Source organism: Streptomyces sp. NBC_00510 (assembly GCA_036013505.1).
Lineage (GTDB): Bacteria > Actinomycetota > Actinomycetes > Streptomycetales > Streptomycetaceae > Actinacidiphila.
In genome coordinates this window covers 6,551,933-6,569,110 of sequence record CP107851.1, presented here as the reverse complement: position 1 = coordinate 6,569,110, position 17,178 = coordinate 6,551,933, and the positions used below count along the sequence as shown (strand labels likewise).

The following is a 17,178-nucleotide window of genomic DNA, read 5'->3' as shown; positions in this document are numbered from 1 at the left end:
CTCACTTAGTGGTGGTTACCGCTCAGTAGAGATGACGTATCCCGAACGCGCGGTACACGATGGAGGCGGCGCGACCCAGCAGAGCAAGACCCTAGAAGCGAAGGAATAGCGTGGCTTCCGGATCAGATCGCAACCCGATCATCATTGGCGGCCTTCCCAGCCAGGTCCCGGATTTCGATCCCGAGGAGACGGCGGAATGGCTCGACTCGCTTGACGCCGCCATCGACGAGCGCGGACGCGAGCGCGCCCGCTACCTCATGCTCCGCCTGATCGAGCGAGCCCGCGAGCGGCGGGTTGCCGTGCCCGAGATGCGCAGCACGGATTACGTCAACACCATCGCGACCAAGGACGAGCCGTTCTTCCCCGGCAACGAGGACATCGAGCGGCGCATCCTCAACGCGACCCGCTGGAACGCGGCGGTCATGGTGTCCCGGGCGCAGCGTCCGGGTATCGGCGTCGGCGGGCACATCGCCACCTTCGCTTCCTCCGCCTCTCTGTACGACGTGGGCTTCAACCACTTCTTCCGGGGCAAGGACGACGGCAAGGGCGGGGACCAGATCTTCTTCCAGGGCCACGCCTCCCCTGGTGTGTACGCCCGTGCCTTCCTGCTGGACCGGCTCTCCGAGACCCAGCTCGACGCGTTCCGCCAGGAGAAGTCCAAGGCGCCGTACGGCCTGTCGAGCTACCCGCACCCGCGGCTCATGCCGGACTTCTGGGAGTTCCCGACCGTCTCCATGGGCCTCGGCCCGCTGGGCGCGATCTACCAGGCCCGGATGAACCGTTACCTGCAGGCGCGCGGCATCGCCGACACCGAGCAGTCGCACGTGTGGGCCTTCCTCGGCGACGGCGAGATGGACGAGCCGGAGTCGCTCGGCCAGCTGTCCCTGGCCGCCCGTGAGGGCCTGGACAACCTGACCTTCGTCGTCAACTGCAACCTGCAGCGGCTCGACGGCCCGGTGCGCGGCAACGGCAAGATCATCCAGGAGCTGGAGTCGCAGTTCCGCGGCGCCGGCTGGAACGTCATCAAGCTGATCTGGGACCGCACCTGGGACCCGCTGCTCGCGCAGGACCGCGACGGCGTGCTGGTGAACAAGCTCAACACCACGCCCGACGGCCAGTTCCAGACCTACGCCACCGAGACCGGCTCGTACATCCGCGACCACTTCTTCGGTGACGACCACCGGCTGCGCAAGATGGTCGAGGGCCTCACCGACGACCAGGTCCTGCACCTGGGCCGCGGCGGCCACGACCACCGCAAGATCTACGCGGCGTACAAGGCGGCCCGCGAGCACAAGGGCCAGCCGACCGTGATCCTGGCCCAGACCGTCAAGGGCTGGACGCTCGGCCCGAACTTCGAGGGCCGCAACGCGACCCACCAGATGAAGAAGCTGACGGTCGACGACCTCAAGCGCTTCCGCGACCGGCTGCACCTGCCGATCTCCGACAAGGAGCTGGAGTCCGGCGCCCCGCCGTACTACCACCCGGGCCGGAACTCGGAGGAGATCCAGTACATGCACGACCGGCGCAAGGGCCTGGGCGGTTACGTCCCGACCCGCGTCGTGCGCGCCAAGCCGCTGGCACTGCCGGACGACAAGGCCTACGCGGGGACCCGCAAGGGCTCCGGCCAGCAGACGATCGCCACCACGATGGCCTTCGTCCGGCTGCTGAAGGACCTCATGCGGGACAAGGAGATCGGCAAGCGCTTCGTGCCGATCGCCCCCGACGAGTACCGCACCTTCGGCATGGACTCGCTCTTCCCGTCGGCCAAGATCTACAACCCGCTGGGCCAGACGTACGAGTCCGTCGACCGCGAGCTGCTGCTGGCGTACAAGGAGTCCCCGACCGGTCAGATGCTGCACGACGGCATCTCCGAGGCGGGCTGCACCGCCTCGCTGATCGCCGCCGGGTCCTCCTACGCCACGCACGGCGAGCCGCTGATCCCGGTCTACGTCTTCTACTCGATGTTCGGCTTCCAGCGCACCGGCGACCAGTTCTGGCAGATGGCCGACCAGCTGGCGCGCGGCTTCGTGCTCGGCGCCACGGCGGGCCGCACCACCCTCACCGGTGAGGGCCTGCAGCACGCCGACGGCCACTCGCACCTGCTGGCCTCGACCAACCCGGCCGTCGTCGCGTACGACCCCGCGTTCGGCTTCGAGATCGCGCACATCGTCAGGGACGGTCTGCGCCGCATGTACGGCGGGACCCCCGAGGCGAACGAGGACGTCTTCTACTACCTCACCGTCTACAACGAGCCGATCGTGCAGCCGGCCGAGCCGGAGGGCGTGGACACCGAGGGCATCCTCAAGGGCCTGTACAGGTACCGGACCGCCGAGGCGGGCGCGATCCCGGCGCAGATCCTGGCGTCCGGCGTGGCCGTGCCGTGGGCGCTCCAGGCCCAGAAGATCCTCGCCGAGGAGTGGAACGTCCGGGCCGACGTGTGGTCCGCGACCTCCTGGAACGAGCTGCGGCGCGACGCCGTCGAGGCCGAGGAGCACAACCTGCTCCACCCCGAGGAGGAGCAGCGCGTCCCGTACGTGACGCAGAAGCTCAGCGGCTCCGAGGGCCCGTTCGTGGCCGTCTCGGACTGGATGCGGGCCGTCCCGGACCAGATCTCCCGCTGGGTGCCGGGCACCTGGCAGTCCCTCGGTGCCGACGGCTTCGGCTTCGCCGACACCCGTGGCGCGGCGCGCCGGTTCTTCCACATCGACGCCCAGTCGGTGGTCCTCGGCGTGCTCACCGAGCTCGCCAAGGAGGGGAAGATCGACCGGTCCGTGCTGAAGCAGGCGATCGACCGCTACCAGCTGCTCGACGTCGCCGCCGCCGACCCCGGCGCTGCGGGCGGCGACGCGTAACGCCGTCGTCCAGGCCGGGGCCCCCGTCGCGCGACCGCGCGACGGGGGCCCCGGCCTTTCCCGGCTCCCCGCGGGCTGGTGTCACTGGTCGACGATCTGGAAGGCGCGGACCGTGTGCCGGGACTCCGGGACCCAGGTGCCGGACGGGAACGTCACGAAGTCGCCCTCGGTGGAGCACTCGGCGCTCTGATAGGTCGTCACGAGCTTGCGGGTCCGGTTGACGAACGACTTCGCGGACGTCCCGGGCGGTAGCGGCACGCAGGAGTTGACGTCGGTGTCGGCGAGCTCGTGGACCAGGCGCGCCCCGCGGTAGTCCGGTCTGCTCCACAGGCACAGCTCCCCGGGGTCGCAGCCGCCCGCGGGGGCGGCCGTCGCGTGCGGGGCCGGGGCGGCCAGGGCCGCGGCGGCCACGACGGCCGCGGTCAGGGCAAGGGTCAGGGCTGCACTGCGCATGTGGATCACTCCCCCGTGGTGGTCGGAGCTCCACGGTGAACGGCGAGGCCCGGGGCCGCCAAGGGCCCCGGGCCTCGTTCACCCGGATAGGGAATCGTCCGGCGTCAGATGTGCACCCCGCCGCCGGCGGCGTCCGCGTTGACGCCGCGCTTGGTCAGGAAGGCGATGCCCGCCGCGAAGGCGGCCACGATGCCGGCGACGGTGAAGGCCAGCCCCATCCCCGAGAGGAAGGTCTCGTTGGTGATCTTCGTGATCACCGCGACGATCTCGGCCGGGGTGTCCTTGGCGACCGGCGGCACACCGACCACGACCGCGTCGGCGGCCTGCGCGGCCTGCTCGCCCTTGAGCGGGGGCAGTCCGGCCGCGGCCCACTTCTCGGGCAGCAGGCCGTCCACACGGGACGCCATGACCGTACCGAGGACGGCGGTGCCGAGACTGCCGCCGACCTGCATCGCGGAGCCCTGGAGGCCGCCGGCCACGCCGGACAGCTCCAGCGGCGCGTTGCCGACGATGACGTCGGTGGCGCCGACCATCACCGGGGCCAGGCCGAGGCCCAGCAGCGCGAACCACACGGACATGACCAGGGTGCCGGAGTCCGCCTCCAGGCCGGTCATCCCGAACATGGCGACCGCCGTGCACACCATGCCGCCGACCAGCGGCACCCGCGGGCCGAACTTGGTGATCAGCGCGCCGGCGACCGGCGAGCTGACGATCATCATCGCGGTGAGCGGCAGCAGGTGGACACCGCACTCCACCGCCGACATCCCGTGCACGTTCTGCAGGTAGAAGGTGACGAAGAACAGGCCGCCCAGGAAGGCGAAGGCCATCAGCACCATCAGCGCGGTACCCGCGGACAGCGGCACCGAGCGGAACATCCGCAGCGGGATCAGCGGCTCGGAGGCCTTGGTCTCCCAGAACGCGAACAGGACGAACAGCAGCACCGAGCCGACCAGGAAGCCCAGGGTCAGCGGGTCGCCCCAGCCCCACTCCGGAGCCTTGATCAAGCCCCACACCAGGCCGAACATCGCGCCGGAGAGCGCCAGGATGCCGGGGATGTCGAAGGACCGCGGCGCGTTCTCGGCCCGTACGTCCTTCAGGATGACCAGGCCCAGGACCAGCGCGACCAGACCCACGGGCACGTTGATGAAGAAGACCGATTCCCAGCTGACGTGCTCGACCAGCAGACCGCCCGCGATCGGCCCGGCGGCGGTGGAGGCACCGATGACCATGCCCCAGATGCCGATGGCCATGTTGAGCTTCTCGGCCGGGAAGGTGGCGCGCAGCAGGCCGAGCGCGGCGGGCTGGAGCAGCGCGCCGAACACGCCCTGCAGGACGCGGAGCGCGATCACCATGCCGACGCCGCTGGACACGCCGATCAGACCGGAGGTGACGGCGAAGCCCGCGAGGCCGACGAGGAAGGTCTGCCGGTGCCCGAACCGGTCGCCGAGCTTGCCCGCGGTGATCAGCGAGACCGCCAGGGCCAGCATGTAGCCGGTGGTGATCCACTGGATCTGCTCGCGGGAGGCACCGAGGTCGGCCTGGATGGCCGGGTTGGCGACGGCGACGATCGTGCCGTCCAGGGCCACCACCATGACGCCGATGGCGACCGAGAACAGGGTCAGCCAGGGGTGGCCGCGCAGGGGCTTCTTGGAAGGCGCCGGTATCGAGTCCGGGCCCTTGTCGGTGACGACGGAGGCTTGGGTCATGGGCAAGAGATTATGTCAGCCCCTGACATTTGACCAAAGCAGTCATCCGTCGGTAACTGTCAGGAGGCACGCAAGTATCGTGGTGCCCCCTGGAGGTGGACGGCAGATGAAGCACGCGATGCGCGCGACGCCCGTGTGCGGACTGCGCGAACGCAAGAAGCAGCGGACGCGCGACGCGCTCATACGGGCCGCGATCGAGCTGTTCGTCCTCAAGGGGTACGAGCGCACGACCGTCGACGAGATCGCCGCCGAGGTGGAGGTCTCGCAGCGCACCTTCTTCCGCTACTTCGCCGGCAAGGAGGAGGTCGCGCTCGCGCTGGAGGACAGCGTCGAGGAGGCCTTCGTCACCGCGGTGGCCGAGCGGCCGGCCGGCGAACCGCCCTTCGTGGCGCTGCGCGCGGCGCTGGACGATTCCTGGCACAGCATCAGCGCCGTCATCGCCGCCGTCGTGCCGCTGTCCACGTACATGGCGATGTACCGGGTGATCGAGTCCACGCCGCCGCTGCTGTCCGCCCAGATGCGCCACTCGGCGCTCGTCGAGGAACGGCTCGCCTCGGTCATCGCCGCCCGCGAGGGCCTGGACCCGGCGGACCCGCGACCGCGGGTCCTGGTGGCGGCCGTCGGCGGGGTCATCCGGGTGGCCCAGCGGCTGTGGGGCGACGGTGACGAGACCAGCGTGGAGTCCATCCGCCGGATCACCGAGGAACACCTTGACCTGCTGGTCCCGGTCCTGGCACAACCGTGGGCCGAACACGAGGGTGTGTCCGGAATCTCCTTGTTCCAAACGTGACTTGGGTCACGGGGTGCGCAGGGGATCTCCGGCGTCTCCTAGGGTGTCCCCCAGTGAACCTCGTCGACGAGCGCTTCAGCTCCCCCTCCCTGCGCGCCCTCCTGGCCCTGGCCGTGGTCTTCGTCATGCTGGCGACCACCGGCTGGACCGCGCTGCGCCACCACAAGGGCGGCGGGGACGCGCTGGCGGTGGCCACGGCCGCGTGGCGGCACGGCTCGGTGGGCGGGCGTCCGCTCCCCGACCCCCAGGCGGCCCCCGGCGTCATCGCGCGCTTCTTCGCCTCGGTCGGGCCGGACGGGGCCAAGCGGCTCGCCGTCCGCTACCCGCTCGTCGTCGGCAACCTCAACGGCGCCCCGATCGCCCTGCGTTACCAGGCCAACCGGCGCTCGCTCGGCACGGCCCGCGCCCAGGAGACCGCCCGCTCGCACAGCTCCCTGCTGACCGCCGAGGGCCGCCAGGACGCCGCGCAGCGCGCCGAGCGGTACACCTCCCTGCTCGACGGCGGCCGGCAGATCCTCGCCTTCGACCCCACCGGCCGCGGCCGGGCCGCCGAGGTCTTCGGCGATCTCGGCACCGCCGAACGGGTGTCGCTCGTCGTGCCCGGGGTCGACACCGACGTGCTCTCCTTCGAACGCGAGGACGATCCGACGCGCGCCCCCGTCGGCATGGCCCGCTCGCTGTACGCGGCCGAGCACGCCGCCGCCCCGCACACGCGCACGGCCGTCATCGCCTGGGCCGACTACACCACCCCGCAGGGCGTCGGCCTGGACGCCTCCACCGGGGAACTGGCGGAGCAGGGCGCCGTCCGGCTGGCCGCGCTGGTGCGGGCGCTGCCGGCGCGCGGCAGCGTCTCGCTGTTCTGCCACTCCTACGGCTCGGTGCTGTGCGGTGTCGCCGCCCCGGACCTGCCGTCCGGCCGGGTCTCCGACATCGCCGTCTTCGGCAGCCCCGGCATGCGGGTGGACAAGGCGGCCGACCTGGGCACGGCCGCCCGGGTGTGGGCCACCCGCGACAGCACCGACTGGATCGGCGACGTGCCGCACATGGAGTTCGCCGGGCTCGGCCACGGCGCCGACCCCGTCTCCCGGTCCTTCGGCGCCCGCGTGGTGACCTCCGAGGACGCCGAGGGACACGCGGGCTACTTCCGCTCCGGCACCGACAGCCTCGCCAACTTCACCAGCATCGCCCTCGGCCGCTACCCGGACGTCCGGTGCGCCGACGGCAGCCGGTGCACGGCGGACGTGGCCTAGTCCGGCCGCGCCCGGCCGGTTCCCGAAACGGCGACGCGGCCTACGATGACCCGTATGGGTGACGTATTGGCCGGATCCAACGCCGTATGGGAGTTCGATGCCGATGCGGTGCTCATCCGTTACGAGCGGGGGATGCGCAACTCGAAGCTGCTGCAGACCCTGGGGCGGCGGCGTGTCCCCTACGAGGCCCTCGCGGGCGTCGAACTGGTCCCGGGGCGGCGCGGCGCCATCGCGCTGCGCATGCTCCCGCGGCGGGGCGCCGATCCGCTGATGGAGGCCGCGAAGGGCCAGCTCAAGGAGACCGCCGACCCCTACCGCCTGGTGCTGCCCGCCGAGCGGGAACTGCTCGCCGAGTACTACGCCGGGGAACTGCTGTCCGCGATCGCGACGGCCGGCGGCGGCGCGGACGCGGAACCGGCCCCGCGCCACCTGGTGGACGTGCCGTCCGCGCCCCTGTCGTTCAAGGCGTACGACGGCAAGGCCTCCTTCGACGGCGGGACGGTGTCCTTCCGCTGGTTCTGGACGGGCGCCTCGACGGCCAAGTGGAAGGCCGGCGACCAGCACTTCCCGGTCGACGGGCTGTCCGGGGTCGACTGGCGCTCCCCCGAGATGCTCGGCGGCCACCTGCGGCTGCTGCCGCGCGACGCCGACGGCCACCGCTCCGGCAACCCCGACGACGACCCCGCGACCGTCGTGTTCGGCCTCGGGTACGGCCTCGTCCACGAGTCGCTGCCGCTGGCGGCGGCGGTCCTCGCGGCGGTCCAGCGGGCCGCGCGGACGCGGCCCGCCCTGGACCGGGACGGCTACTCGCGCGCCGCCGACGTGGACGACATGTCCGGGTAGCGGTCCCCCGCGACCTGCCCGGCGATCGGTTCCAGCCGGCCCAGCTCGGTCCCGTCCAAGGCGATCCGGGTGGCGGCGGTGTTCTCCCGCAGGCGCTCGGCCTTGCGGGTGCCCGGGATCGGCACCACGGTCAGCCCGTGGACCTGCGCCCGCTGCTGCACCCAGGCCAGGGCGATCTGGGCGGGTGTGGCGCCGTGCGCCTCGGCGACCCGGCGCAGCGGCTCCAGCAGGTCGAGGTTGCGCTTGGCGTTCTCCCCGGAGAAGCGCGGCTGGTACTGGCGGAAGTCGTCCGCCGACAGCTGGGAGGCGTCCTGGAAGGAGCCGGTCAGAAAGCCGCGGCCCAGCGGGGAGTACGGCACGAGTGCCACCCCCAGCTCGGCGGCGGCACCGGTCAGCGAGATCTCGACGTCCCGGCTGAACAGCGACCACTCCGACTGCACGGCCGCGATCGGGTGCACGGCGTGCGCCTCGCGCAGCTCGGCCCCGGTCACCTCGGACAGGCCCAGGTGCTTCACCTTGCCGGCCCGCACCAGCTCGGCCATCGCGCCGACGGACTCGGCCAGCGGCACGGCGGGGTCGCGGCGGTGCATGTAGTACAGGTCGATGACGTCCACGCCGAGGCGGCGCAGGCTGCCGTCGACGGCCTCCCGGATGTAGTCGGGGTCGTTGCGGACGCCCCGGTACCGCGCGTCGTCGGCCTTCCGCTCTATGCCGAACTTGGTGGCGAGGGTGATCTCGTCCCGGTGCTCGCGCACGAAGGGGGCGATGAACTCCTCGTTGGCGCCCAGGCCGTACACGTCGGCGGTGTCGAAGAGCGTGACCCCGAGGTCCAGCGCCGCGTCGAGGGTGGCGCGGGCGGCGGCCTCGTCGGTGGGACCGTAGAACTCGCTCATGCCCATGCAGCCCAGACCCTGCACGCCGACCAGGGGGCCGCCGGTGCCGAGCGTGACCTTGGCGATCGGTTCGTTGTTGTCGCTCATGCCGTTCATGCCCTCTCCGACGCCCGGCGGGCGTCAGCGTAGGTGTCGATCTTGTGGTCGAGGACCGCGAGGGTGTCCTGCAGCTCGGCGATCCGCCGCAGCACGTCGCGCCGGGTCGACTCCAGCAGCTCCTGGCGCTGGGGGAAGGTGTGCTCCCCCCGCCGCACCAGCTCGGCGTAGCGGACCATGTCCGCGACCGGCATCCCGGTCAGCCGCAGCTTGCCGACGAAGCCCAGCCAGTCGAGGTCGCGGTTGGTGAAGCGGCGCTGCCCGGTGTGGGAGCGGTCGACGTGCGGCATCAGCCCGATCCGCTCGTACCAGCGCAGCGTGTGCGCGCTCAGCCCGGTGAAGGCCGCCACCTCGCTGATCGTGTAGCGGTCCCGGCCGTCCGGGAGGGGGCGCCGCGCCTCGTCGGCGCAGCTGCGTACGCTGCCGGGCTTGCTCTTGGCCACCTGCGTCACGGTCATGGGTTCCACGCTAAAACCCTGGAGTGCACTCCAGGCAAGGCCATTCGTTAGGCTCACGCCCATGCGGAGCCTGAACAGCCTGAGCGCGATCGAGAACTGGCCTGTCCCGACGGCCGCGGCGGCGGTCGTCCGCCGCGACGGCACGGTCCTGGGAGCGTACGGCGGGACCGGGCGGCGCTTCCGGCTGGCCTCGGTGACCAAGCCGCTGTCCGCCTACGCGGCGCTGGTCGCGGTCGAGGAGGGCGCGGTCGAGCTGGACGAACCGGCCGGCCCCGAGGGCTCGACCGTACGGCACCTGCTCGCCCACACCTCCGGCCTCGCCTTCGACGAGCACCGGGTGATGGCGGCCCCCGGCACGCGGCGGATCTACTCCAACGCGGGCTTCGACGCGCTGGCGGACCACATCGCCAAGGCCACCGAGATCCCCTTCGCCGAGTACCTGCGGCAGGCGGTGCTGGAGCCGCTCGGCATGCACGCCACCGACTGCCCGGGCTCGGCCGGCGCGGGCGCCGTCTCCACCGTCGACGACCTGGTCCGCTTCGCCGCCGAGCTGCAGGCACCGCGGCTGCTGGCCCCGGAGACCGTCGCCGCGGCGACCTCCGTCGCCTTCCCCGGTCTCAAGGGCGTGCTGCCCGGCTACGGCGGCCAGAACCCCAACGACTGGGGCCTGGGATTCGAGATCCGGGACCACAAGTCCCCGCACTGGACGGGCGCCTCGTCCTCCCCGCGCACCTTCGGCCACTTCGGCCAGTCCGGCACCTTCCTGTGGGTCGACCCCGACGCCGGCGCCGCCTGCGTCGTCCTGACGGACCGTGATTTCGGCGAGTGGGCCCTGCCGTTGTGGCCGGCGCTCACGGAGGCGGTGCTGGCAGAGCTGTGACCAGCGTCAGCGGGATCGGTCCGCAGGACCGGCCGCTGACGCTGCGCAGGAGCGAGCCGGCCAGGTGCCGGGGGTCGGTGGAGGCGGCGACCCGGCCGCGGGCGTTGACCAGGGCGGCCGGCGCGGGCAGGCGGCGCAGCAGGGGCAGCACGGCGGCCTCGAAGTGGCGCAGGTAGACGTCGGCGGCGGCGACGCCGAGGAAGCGGCCGCCGTGCTGGACCGGCACCGACAGGGTGAGGCTGTACTCGTCGGAGCACAGGTAGTCCACGTACGGTCCGGCCACGGCGCGTTCACCGGTGGCGCGGGGCAGGGCGAACCAGTCCCAGTGGGTGTAGTCGGAGTAGGCCGAGGTGCCCGGGTCGAGGTCGGGCAGGAGCGGCCGCAGCCCGTCCTCCCCGTGGTTCTGCCACCACTCCAGCCAGGCCGGTACGTCGCCGAGCAGCCCGGGTTCCGCGATGAAGCCGATGCCGGAGATCAGGTCGTGCCGGCGCCGCAGCCGCTCGTGCAGCAGCGGGCGCAGGGCGGCGAGGTCGGCGGTGGTCGGGGCCCGGCCGGCGGCGCGGACCGCGGCGATGGCGGTGGTGCGCTCGGCGACCTGGGCGACGGCGGCGAAGACGTCCTCCAGGGTGCCGCGGACCCGGTCCACGACGTCGGCGACGACGCTGTCGACCAAGGCGGTTGAGCTGACGGCCACGGCGGCTGCCTCCGGTGCGGGAGGACGGGTGGTGCGGACGCCCGGGTCAGCCGGTGACGGTCAGACGCAGTCCGATCAGGCGCTCCATCGCGTCCTGCACCCGCCGTTCGGCCAGGGACCGGGCCAGCTCCGCGTCGCCGTCGCGCACGGCGCTGAGCAGCGCGCGGTGCAGCTCGACGACCGCCGCGCGGGCGTCGTCCTCCCCGAGTGCGAGACAGATTAGCGCTCCGATCTCCGCCTGGATACGGATCTCCTCCTTGGTGAGACGGGCCGACTGGGCGGCCGCGGCGAGCTCCACGTGGAGCCGGCCGTAGACGCGGCCGCGGGCGGCGAGGTCGCCGGCGGCCTCGAACTCCTCCAGGGAGCGTTCCAGCGGGGCGAGGTCCGCGGGCTCGGTGCGCCGGGCGGCCAGCCGGGCGGCGGTGCCGGCGACGGCGGCCCAGTGGTCGGCGAGGTCGCGCAGTTCCTCGGTGCTCCAGTCGGCCAGCCGGTGGCCGAGCCGGGCGGTGCGCGGCTGGTCGGGGGCGGTGACGAAGCTGCCGCCGCCGCGGCCGCGGCGGGTGGTGACCAGTCCCTGCTGGCGCAGGGCCATGAGGGCCTCGCGCAAGGTCACGGTGGAGACACCGAGGCGGGTGGCGAGCTCGCTCTCACCGGGGAGCTGCTCGCCGTCGGCGAGCAGGCCCAGTTCGATGGCGTCCGCGAGGCGCCGTACGACCGCGTCGACCCGGGCGAGGTTGCCGACCGGTGCGAAGACGGCGTGCAGTGCGCCATTCGAAAGTTTGCTCACCCGCACACCTTCTCACTTGGGGAAAGTTTTACCCCGGCTGGGCCTTGTCCTCTGAACTATAACTTCATAGGTTTTCGATCAACGAGCCGGCGAAGAGAAGGGTTCCCCGCCGATGGAGGGAACGGCCAAGGAAACGGACACCGGGACGCCCGCGATACGCCTGCGGGACCTGCGCAAGTCCTTCGGCCAGGTGCACGCGGTCGCCGGGGTGGACCTGGAGATCGCCGACGGCGAGTTCTTCTCGATGCTGGGCCCCTCCGGTTCCGGCAAGACCACGGTGCTGCGGATGGTCGCGGGTTTCGAGGCCCCCACCGCCGGCACCGTGGAGCTGGCCGGCCGGGACGTCACCCGGCTCGCCCCCTTCGAGCGGGACGTCAACACCGTCTTCCAGGACTACGCGCTCTTCCCGCACATGACGGTGGAACAGAACGTCGCCTACGGCCTGAAGGTGCGCAAGGTGCCCAAGGCGGAACGGACCGAACGCGCCCGCGCGGCGCTCGCCTCGGTCCGGCTGGAGGGGTTCGGCGGGCGCCGTCCGCGACAGCTGTCCGGCGGCCAGCGGCAGCGGGTCGCACTGGCCCGCGCCCTGGTGGGGCGTCCCCGGGTGCTGCTGCTCGACGAGCCGCTGGGGGCGCTCGACCTCAAGCTGCGCGAGCAGATGCAGGTCGAACTGAAGGCGATCCAGCGCGAGGTGGGCATCACCTTCGTCTTCGTCACCCACGACCAGGAGGAGGCGCTGACCCTCAGCGACCGGATCGCGGTCTTCAACGGCGGCCGGATCGAGCAGGTCGGCACCCCCGCCGAGGTGTACGAGCGGCCGGCCACGCCCTTCGTCGCCGGCTTCGTCGGCACCTCCAACCTGCTGACCGACGACACCGGGACGTACAGCGTCCGCCCGGAGAAGATCCGCCTGCTGGGCCCCGGCGCTCCCACCGGCCCCTCGGATGCCCCGGACGCCCCGGACGCCCCGGACGACGGGCTGCGCACCGTCTCCGGCACCGTCGCCGAGGTCATCTACCTCGGTGACACCACGCGCTTCCTGGTCGACCTCGACGAGGGCGGCCGGCTGACCGCCCTGCAGCAGAACCAGGAGACCTCCTCGGCCGACGTCGCCGCCTACCGGGGAACCCGTGTCCGCCTCCAGTGGCACCGCCGACACAACGTCACCGTCCAGTCCCCCCACCCGGAAACGGAGTCCACGTGCGTCTGACCCGTGCCCTCGCAGCCTGTACCGTCCTGGCCCTGGCCACCGCCTGCGGCGGGTCGTCCTCCCCCGGCAAGGGCGCCGGCTCCTCCGGCGGCGCCTTCACCCCGCCCAAGCTCAGCGCGCCCAAGGCCCTGGGCAAGACCGAGGGCGCGGTCAACCTGATCGCCTGGGCCGGCTACGCCGAGGACGGCTCCAACGACAAGTCCGTCGACTGGGTCACCCCGTTCGAGAAGGAGACCGGCTGCCAGGTCAACACCAAGGTCGCGGGCACCTCCGACGAGATGGTCAGCCTGATGAAGACCGGCCAGTACGACGCGGTCTCGGCCTCCGGCGACGCCTCGCTGCGCCTGATCGCCTCGGGCGACGCGGCGCCGGTCAACACCGACCTGGTCCCCAACTACAAGGACGTCTTCGCCAGCCTGAAGATGCAGAAGTGGAACTCGGTGGACAAGGTCGCCTACGGCATCCCGCACGGCCGCGGCGCCAACCTGCTGATGTACCGCACCGACAAGGTCTCCCCGGCCCCCACCTCCTGGTCGGCGGTCTTCGACAAGGCCTCCCCCTACAAGGGCCACGTCACCGCGTACGACTCCGCCATCTACATCGCGGACGCCGCGCTCTACCTGATGAAGACCAAGCCGGAGCTGGGGATCAAGGACCCGTACGCGCTGGACCAGAAGCAGTTCGACGCCTCCGTCGCCCTGCTGAAGGAGCAGAACGCGGACGTCGGCGAGTACTGGAGCGACTACCTGAAGGAGATCTCCGCCTTCAAGAGCGGCGACTCCGTCATCGGCACCAGTTGGCAGGTCATCGCCAACCTCGCCAAGGCCGAGAAGGCGCCGGTCGAGGCGGTCCTGCCGAGCGAGGGCGCCACCGGCTGGTCCGACACCTGGATGGTCTCGGCCAAGGCCCAGCACCCCAACTGCGCCTACAAGTGGCTGGACTGGATCGTCTCGCCGAAGGTGAACGCCCAGGTCGCCGAGTGGTTCGGCGAGGCCCCGGCGAACGAGAAGTCCTGCGCCCTGACCACGGACAAGAACCACTGCACGGTCTTCCACGCGGCCGACGAGCCGTACTGGAAGCAGGTCCACTTCTGGAACACGCCCATCCCGCAGTGCCTGGACGGCCGCACCGACGTCCGTTGCGTGCCGTACGCCAAGTGGGTCCAGGCCTGGACCGAGATCAAGGGCTGAGCCGTCCGTGACGACCCCGTCCACCCCGTCCACCACGATGAGCGGCACCCTCGGGCGGCGGCTGGCAGGTTCCCTGCACCGCCGCCCGCGGCTGCGGCTGTCGCTGCTGCTGTCCGCCCCGCTGCTGTGGCTGGTCCTCGCCTACCTGGGCTCGCTGGCCGCGCTCTTCCTCTCCGCGTTCTGGACGACCGACGCCTTCACCTCCGACGTCGTCAAGGTCTGGAGCACCGACAACTTCCGCACCGTCCTGACCACGGACGTCTACCGGGACGTCGCCCTGCGCAGCGTCGGCGTCGCGGTCGCGGTGACGGTCATCGACATCGTCATCGCCTTCCCGATCGCCTTCTACACCGCCCGGGTCGCCGCCCCGCGGTACCGGCACCTGCTGGTCGTCGCCGTGCTCACCCCGCTGTGGGCCAGCTACCTGGTCAAGGCGTACGCCTGGCGGATCATGCTCTCCGAGAACGGGCCGCTGGACTGGGCGCTGAGGCCGCTCGGCCTGGACGGACCCGGCTACGGCCTGCCCGCGACGATCATGGTGCTGGCCTACCTGTGGCTGCCGTACATGATCCTGCCGGTCCACGCCGGGCTGGAGCAGCTGCCGGCCAGCCTGCTGGACGCCTCCGCCGACCTCGGGGCCCGCACCTGGCGCACCTTCCGGTCCGTGGTGCTGCCGATGGTGCTGCCGTCGGTCGCGGCCGGCTCGGTCTTCACCTTCTCGCTCAGCCTCGGCGACTACATCGCCGTGCAGATCGTCGGCGGCAAGACCCAGCTGATCGGCAACGTCGTCTACTCCAACATCACCCTCGACCTGCCGCTCGCCGCCGCGCTGGGCACCGTGCCGGTCGCGGTCATCGTCGTCTACCTGCTGGCCATGCGGCGCACCGGCGCGCTCCAGAGTCTGTGAGGCCGTGACCATGCAACTCTCCCGTCCCGCCCGCATCGTCCTGCGCGTCGCGGCCGCGCTGGGCTTCACCGTCATCTACGTGCCGCTGCTCCTCGTCCTGCTCAACTCCTTCAACGCCGCCCGCGGCTTCGGCTGGCCCCCCTCGGGCCTGACCCTGCACTGGTGGGCCGACGCGTGGCACAGCTCCGGTGCCCGCTCCGCGCTGTGGACCTCGGTGAAGGCGGGCCTGGGCGCGACGGCGGTGTCCCTGGTGCTGGGCACCCTGCTCGCCTTCGCGGTCTCCCGGTACCGCTTCTTCGGGCGGGAGGCGCTCTCCTTCGTCGTCGTGCTGCCGATCGCGCTGCCCGGCATCGTCACGGGCATCGCCCTGAACACCGCGTTCCGCACGGTGCTGGAGCCGCTCGGCGTCGGGCTGGGCCTGTTCACGGTCGTCGTCGGCCACGCCACCTTCTGCGTCGTGGTGGTCTTCAACAACGTCGTGGCCCGGCTGCGGCGCACCTCCGGCTCGTACGAGGAGGCGGCGATGGACCTGGGGGCCGACACCTTCCAGGTCTTCCGCGACATCACCTTCCCGCTGGTGCGCACGGCGCTGCTGGCGGGCGGGCTGCTCGCCTTCGCGCTCTCCTTCGACGAGATCGTCGTCACCACCTTCACCGCGGGTCCCGGCGTCCAGACCCTCCCCGTGTGGATCTTCGGCAACATGGCCAGGCCGCAGCAGGCGCCCGTCGTCAACGTGGTGGCCGCCGTCCTGGTCGCCGCGTCGGTGATCCCGGTCTACCTCGCCCAGCGGCTGTCCGCGGACTCCGCCGCGGGAGGCCGTATCTGAGCCACGGGTGCACGGAGCCGAGGGGTCCGTGCCATGCATCCGCCCGGATAAGGCAGGCTTGTACCGTGCCAGAACCCGCGCTGAACGCATTCGACCCCGCCCGCGACCACCCCCACTCCGCCACGCTGAGGAGGCTGGAGAAGTCCTCGGGGCGCCTGGCGGCGGCCGCGATCGCGCGGATGGACGGGCAGCTGCCCTGGTACCGGGCCATGCCCCCGGAGAACCGCTCGTGGATCGGGCTGGTGGCGCAGGCGGGCATCGCGGCCTTCACGGAGTGGTTCCGCCACCCCGAGACCCCGCAGGCGATCAGCACCGACGTCTTCGGCACCGCCCCGCGGGAGCTGACCCGGGCGATCTCGCTGCGCCAGACGGTGGAGATGGTGCGCACCACCATCGAGGTCATGGAGGCGGCGATCGACGAGGTCGCGGCCCCCGGCGACGAGTCGGTGCTGCGCGAGGCGCTGCTGGTGTACGCGAGGGAGATCGCCTTCGCGACGGCCCAGGTCTACGCCCAGGCCGCCGAGGCGCGCGGCGCCTGGGACGCGCGGCTGGAGTCCCTGGTGGTCAACGCGGTGCTGTCCGGGGAGGCGGACGAGGGCGTGCTGTCCCGGGCGGCGGCGCTCGGCTGGAGCTCCCCCGACAAGATCGCGGTGGTGCTGGGCACGGCACCCAACGGCGACAGCGAGCTCACCGTCGAGGCGATCCGGCGGGCGGCGCGGCACGCCAAGCTGCAGGTGCTCACCGGGGTGCTCGGCGACCGGCTGATCGTGGTCGCGGGCGGCGACGGGGATCCGCTGCGGGTGGCCAAGGCGCTGATCGGGCCGTTCGCCGCGGGGCCGGTCGTGGCCGGGCCCGTGGTGGGCGACCTGCTGGCGGCGTCGAAGTCCGCGCAGGCCGCGGCCGCGGGCCTGCGGGCGTGTGCGGCCTGGCCCGACGCGCCGCGTCCGGTGCTCTCCGACGACCTGCTCCCGGAGCGCGCGATGGCGGGCGACCGACACGCCCGCGATCAGTTGGTGGAGGAGATCTACAGGCCGTTGGAGGAAGCTGGTTCGGCACTGCTTGAGACTCTGTCCGTCTACCTCGAACAGGCCTCGTCGCTGGAAGGGGCCGCCCGAATGTTGTTCGTTCACCCCAACACCGTTCGCTACCGGCTTCGACGTGTGACGGACGTCACCGGCTGGTCGCCGTCGGACGTGCGCTCCGCATTCACCCTACGTATCGCGCTCATCCTGGGCCGGCTCTCCGACGCGGGGCACACACCGTAGATACGATCAGGGCCTTTGTGGGACACCAACAAATCGCCCGTCGGTTCTTGGTCCCTGTCCCCACGGGCGGGGATCACC

The 17,178-nt window shown here is 71.8% G+C and carries 16 protein-coding genes; 10 read left to right on the top strand and 6 right to left on the bottom strand.

Annotation, left to right across the window (positions count from 1 at the left end; all coding sequences use genetic code 11):
- Positions 1-110: 110 nt before the first annotated feature.
- Positions 111-2,852, top strand: a complete 2,742-nt coding sequence (gene aceE / locus OG937_29590) for a pyruvate dehydrogenase (acetyl-transferring), homodimeric type (protein ID WUD75548.1) — start codon at positions 111-113, stop codon at positions 2,850-2,852.
- A gap of 81 nt (positions 2,853-2,933) precedes the next feature.
- Here the strand turns inward: aceE and OG937_29585 are convergent, their stop codons facing one another.
- On the bottom strand, positions 2,934-3,305 hold the full coding sequence (locus tag OG937_29585) for a peptidase inhibitor family I36 protein (GenBank protein WUD75547.1): 372 nt from the start codon (positions 3,303-3,305) through the stop codon (positions 2,934-2,936).
- A 104-nt stretch (positions 3,306-3,409) separates the two neighbouring features.
- Positions 3,410-5,011 carry an MFS transporter gene (locus OG937_29580; GenBank protein WUD75546.1) on the bottom strand — a complete coding sequence of 534 codons (1,602 nt, stop codon included), beginning with the start codon at positions 5,009-5,011 and terminating at the stop codon, positions 3,410-3,412.
- A gap of 106 nt (positions 5,012-5,117) precedes the next feature.
- Here OG937_29580 and OG937_29575 point away from each other — a divergent pair, with 106 nt between their 5' ends.
- Genes OG937_29575 through OG937_29565 form a run of 3 tightly spaced genes read left to right on the top strand, consistent with a single transcriptional unit; the run spans position 5,118 to position 7,894 of the window.
- The gene (locus OG937_29575) at positions 5,118-5,801 is read left to right on the top strand and encodes a TetR family transcriptional regulator (protein WUD75545.1); all 684 of its coding nucleotides are present in this window, start codon (positions 5,118-5,120) and stop codon (positions 5,799-5,801) included.
- 53 nt (positions 5,802-5,854) lie between these two features.
- Entirely contained in the window at positions 5,855-7,051 is a 1,197-nt protein-coding gene (locus OG937_29570; protein WUD75544.1) for an alpha/beta hydrolase family protein, read from the top strand.
- 54 nt (positions 7,052-7,105) lie between these two features.
- The gene (locus tag OG937_29565) at positions 7,106-7,894 is read left to right on the top strand and encodes a DUF4429 domain-containing protein (protein WUD75543.1); all 789 of its coding nucleotides are present in this window, start codon (positions 7,106-7,108) and stop codon (positions 7,892-7,894) included.
- On the opposite strand, the gene OG937_29560 is transcribed toward OG937_29565, so the two are convergent.
- Together OG937_29560 and OG937_29555 are read right to left on the bottom strand one after the other, a co-directional pair.
- Positions 7,855-8,874 carry an aldo/keto reductase gene (locus tag OG937_29560; GenBank protein WUD78928.1) on the bottom strand — a complete coding sequence of 340 codons (1,020 nt, stop codon included), beginning with the start codon at positions 8,872-8,874 and terminating at the stop codon, positions 7,855-7,857. The two genes, OG937_29565 and OG937_29560, sit on opposite strands and share 40 nt — an antisense overlap.
- A gap of 5 nt (positions 8,875-8,879) precedes the next feature.
- Positions 8,880-9,341, bottom strand: coding sequence for a MerR family transcriptional regulator (locus OG937_29555; GenBank protein ID WUD75542.1), 462 nt, complete (start codon positions 9,339-9,341; stop codon positions 8,880-8,882).
- Positions 9,342-9,402: 61 nt separating this feature from the next.
- Between OG937_29555 and OG937_29550 the strand changes: the two genes are divergently transcribed.
- Positions 9,403-10,221: a beta-lactamase family protein gene (locus OG937_29550; GenBank protein WUD75541.1), complete on the top strand. Its 819-nt coding sequence runs from the start codon at positions 9,403-9,405 to the stop codon at positions 10,219-10,221.
- On the opposite strand, the gene OG937_29545 is transcribed toward OG937_29550, so the two are convergent.
- Entirely contained in the window at positions 10,193-10,915 is a 723-nt protein-coding gene (locus OG937_29545) for a cache domain-containing protein (GenBank protein ID WUD75540.1), read from the bottom strand. The genes OG937_29550 and OG937_29545 overlap by 29 nt on opposite strands.
- Positions 10,916-10,961: 46 nt before the next feature.
- Positions 10,962-11,708: a GntR family transcriptional regulator gene (locus OG937_29540; protein ID WUD75539.1), complete on the bottom strand. Its 747-nt coding sequence runs from the start codon at positions 11,706-11,708 to the stop codon at positions 10,962-10,964.
- Positions 11,709-11,814: 106 nt separating this feature from the next.
- Between OG937_29540 and OG937_29535 the strand changes: the two genes are divergently transcribed.
- The 5 genes from OG937_29535 to OG937_29515 all read left to right on the top strand — a co-directional run bounded on the left by OG937_29535 (position 11,815) and on the right by OG937_29515 (position 17,100).
- A complete protein-coding gene (locus OG937_29535) occupies positions 11,815-12,912 on the top strand; it encodes an ABC transporter ATP-binding protein (GenBank protein WUD75538.1) in 1,098 nt (365 codons plus the stop codon).
- The gene (locus tag OG937_29530; protein ID WUD75537.1) at positions 12,903-14,102 is read left to right on the top strand and encodes an ABC transporter substrate-binding protein; all 1,200 of its coding nucleotides are present in this window, start codon (positions 12,903-12,905) and stop codon (positions 14,100-14,102) included. The genes OG937_29535 and OG937_29530 overlap by 10 nt, the downstream gene beginning before the upstream one ends.
- Before the next feature lie 37 nt (positions 14,103-14,139).
- Positions 14,140-15,009: an ABC transporter permease gene (locus tag OG937_29525; GenBank protein ID WUD78927.1), complete on the top strand. Its 870-nt coding sequence runs from the start codon at positions 14,140-14,142 to the stop codon at positions 15,007-15,009.
- 10 nt (positions 15,010-15,019) lie between these two features.
- Positions 15,020-15,835, top strand: coding sequence for an ABC transporter permease (locus OG937_29520; GenBank protein WUD78926.1), 816 nt, complete (start codon positions 15,020-15,022; stop codon positions 15,833-15,835).
- Between the two features lie 65 nt (positions 15,836-15,900).
- Positions 15,901-17,100 carry a helix-turn-helix domain-containing protein gene (locus OG937_29515; GenBank protein ID WUD75536.1) on the top strand — a complete coding sequence of 400 codons (1,200 nt, stop codon included), beginning with the start codon at positions 15,901-15,903 and terminating at the stop codon, positions 17,098-17,100.
- Positions 17,101-17,178: the final 78 nt, after the last annotated feature.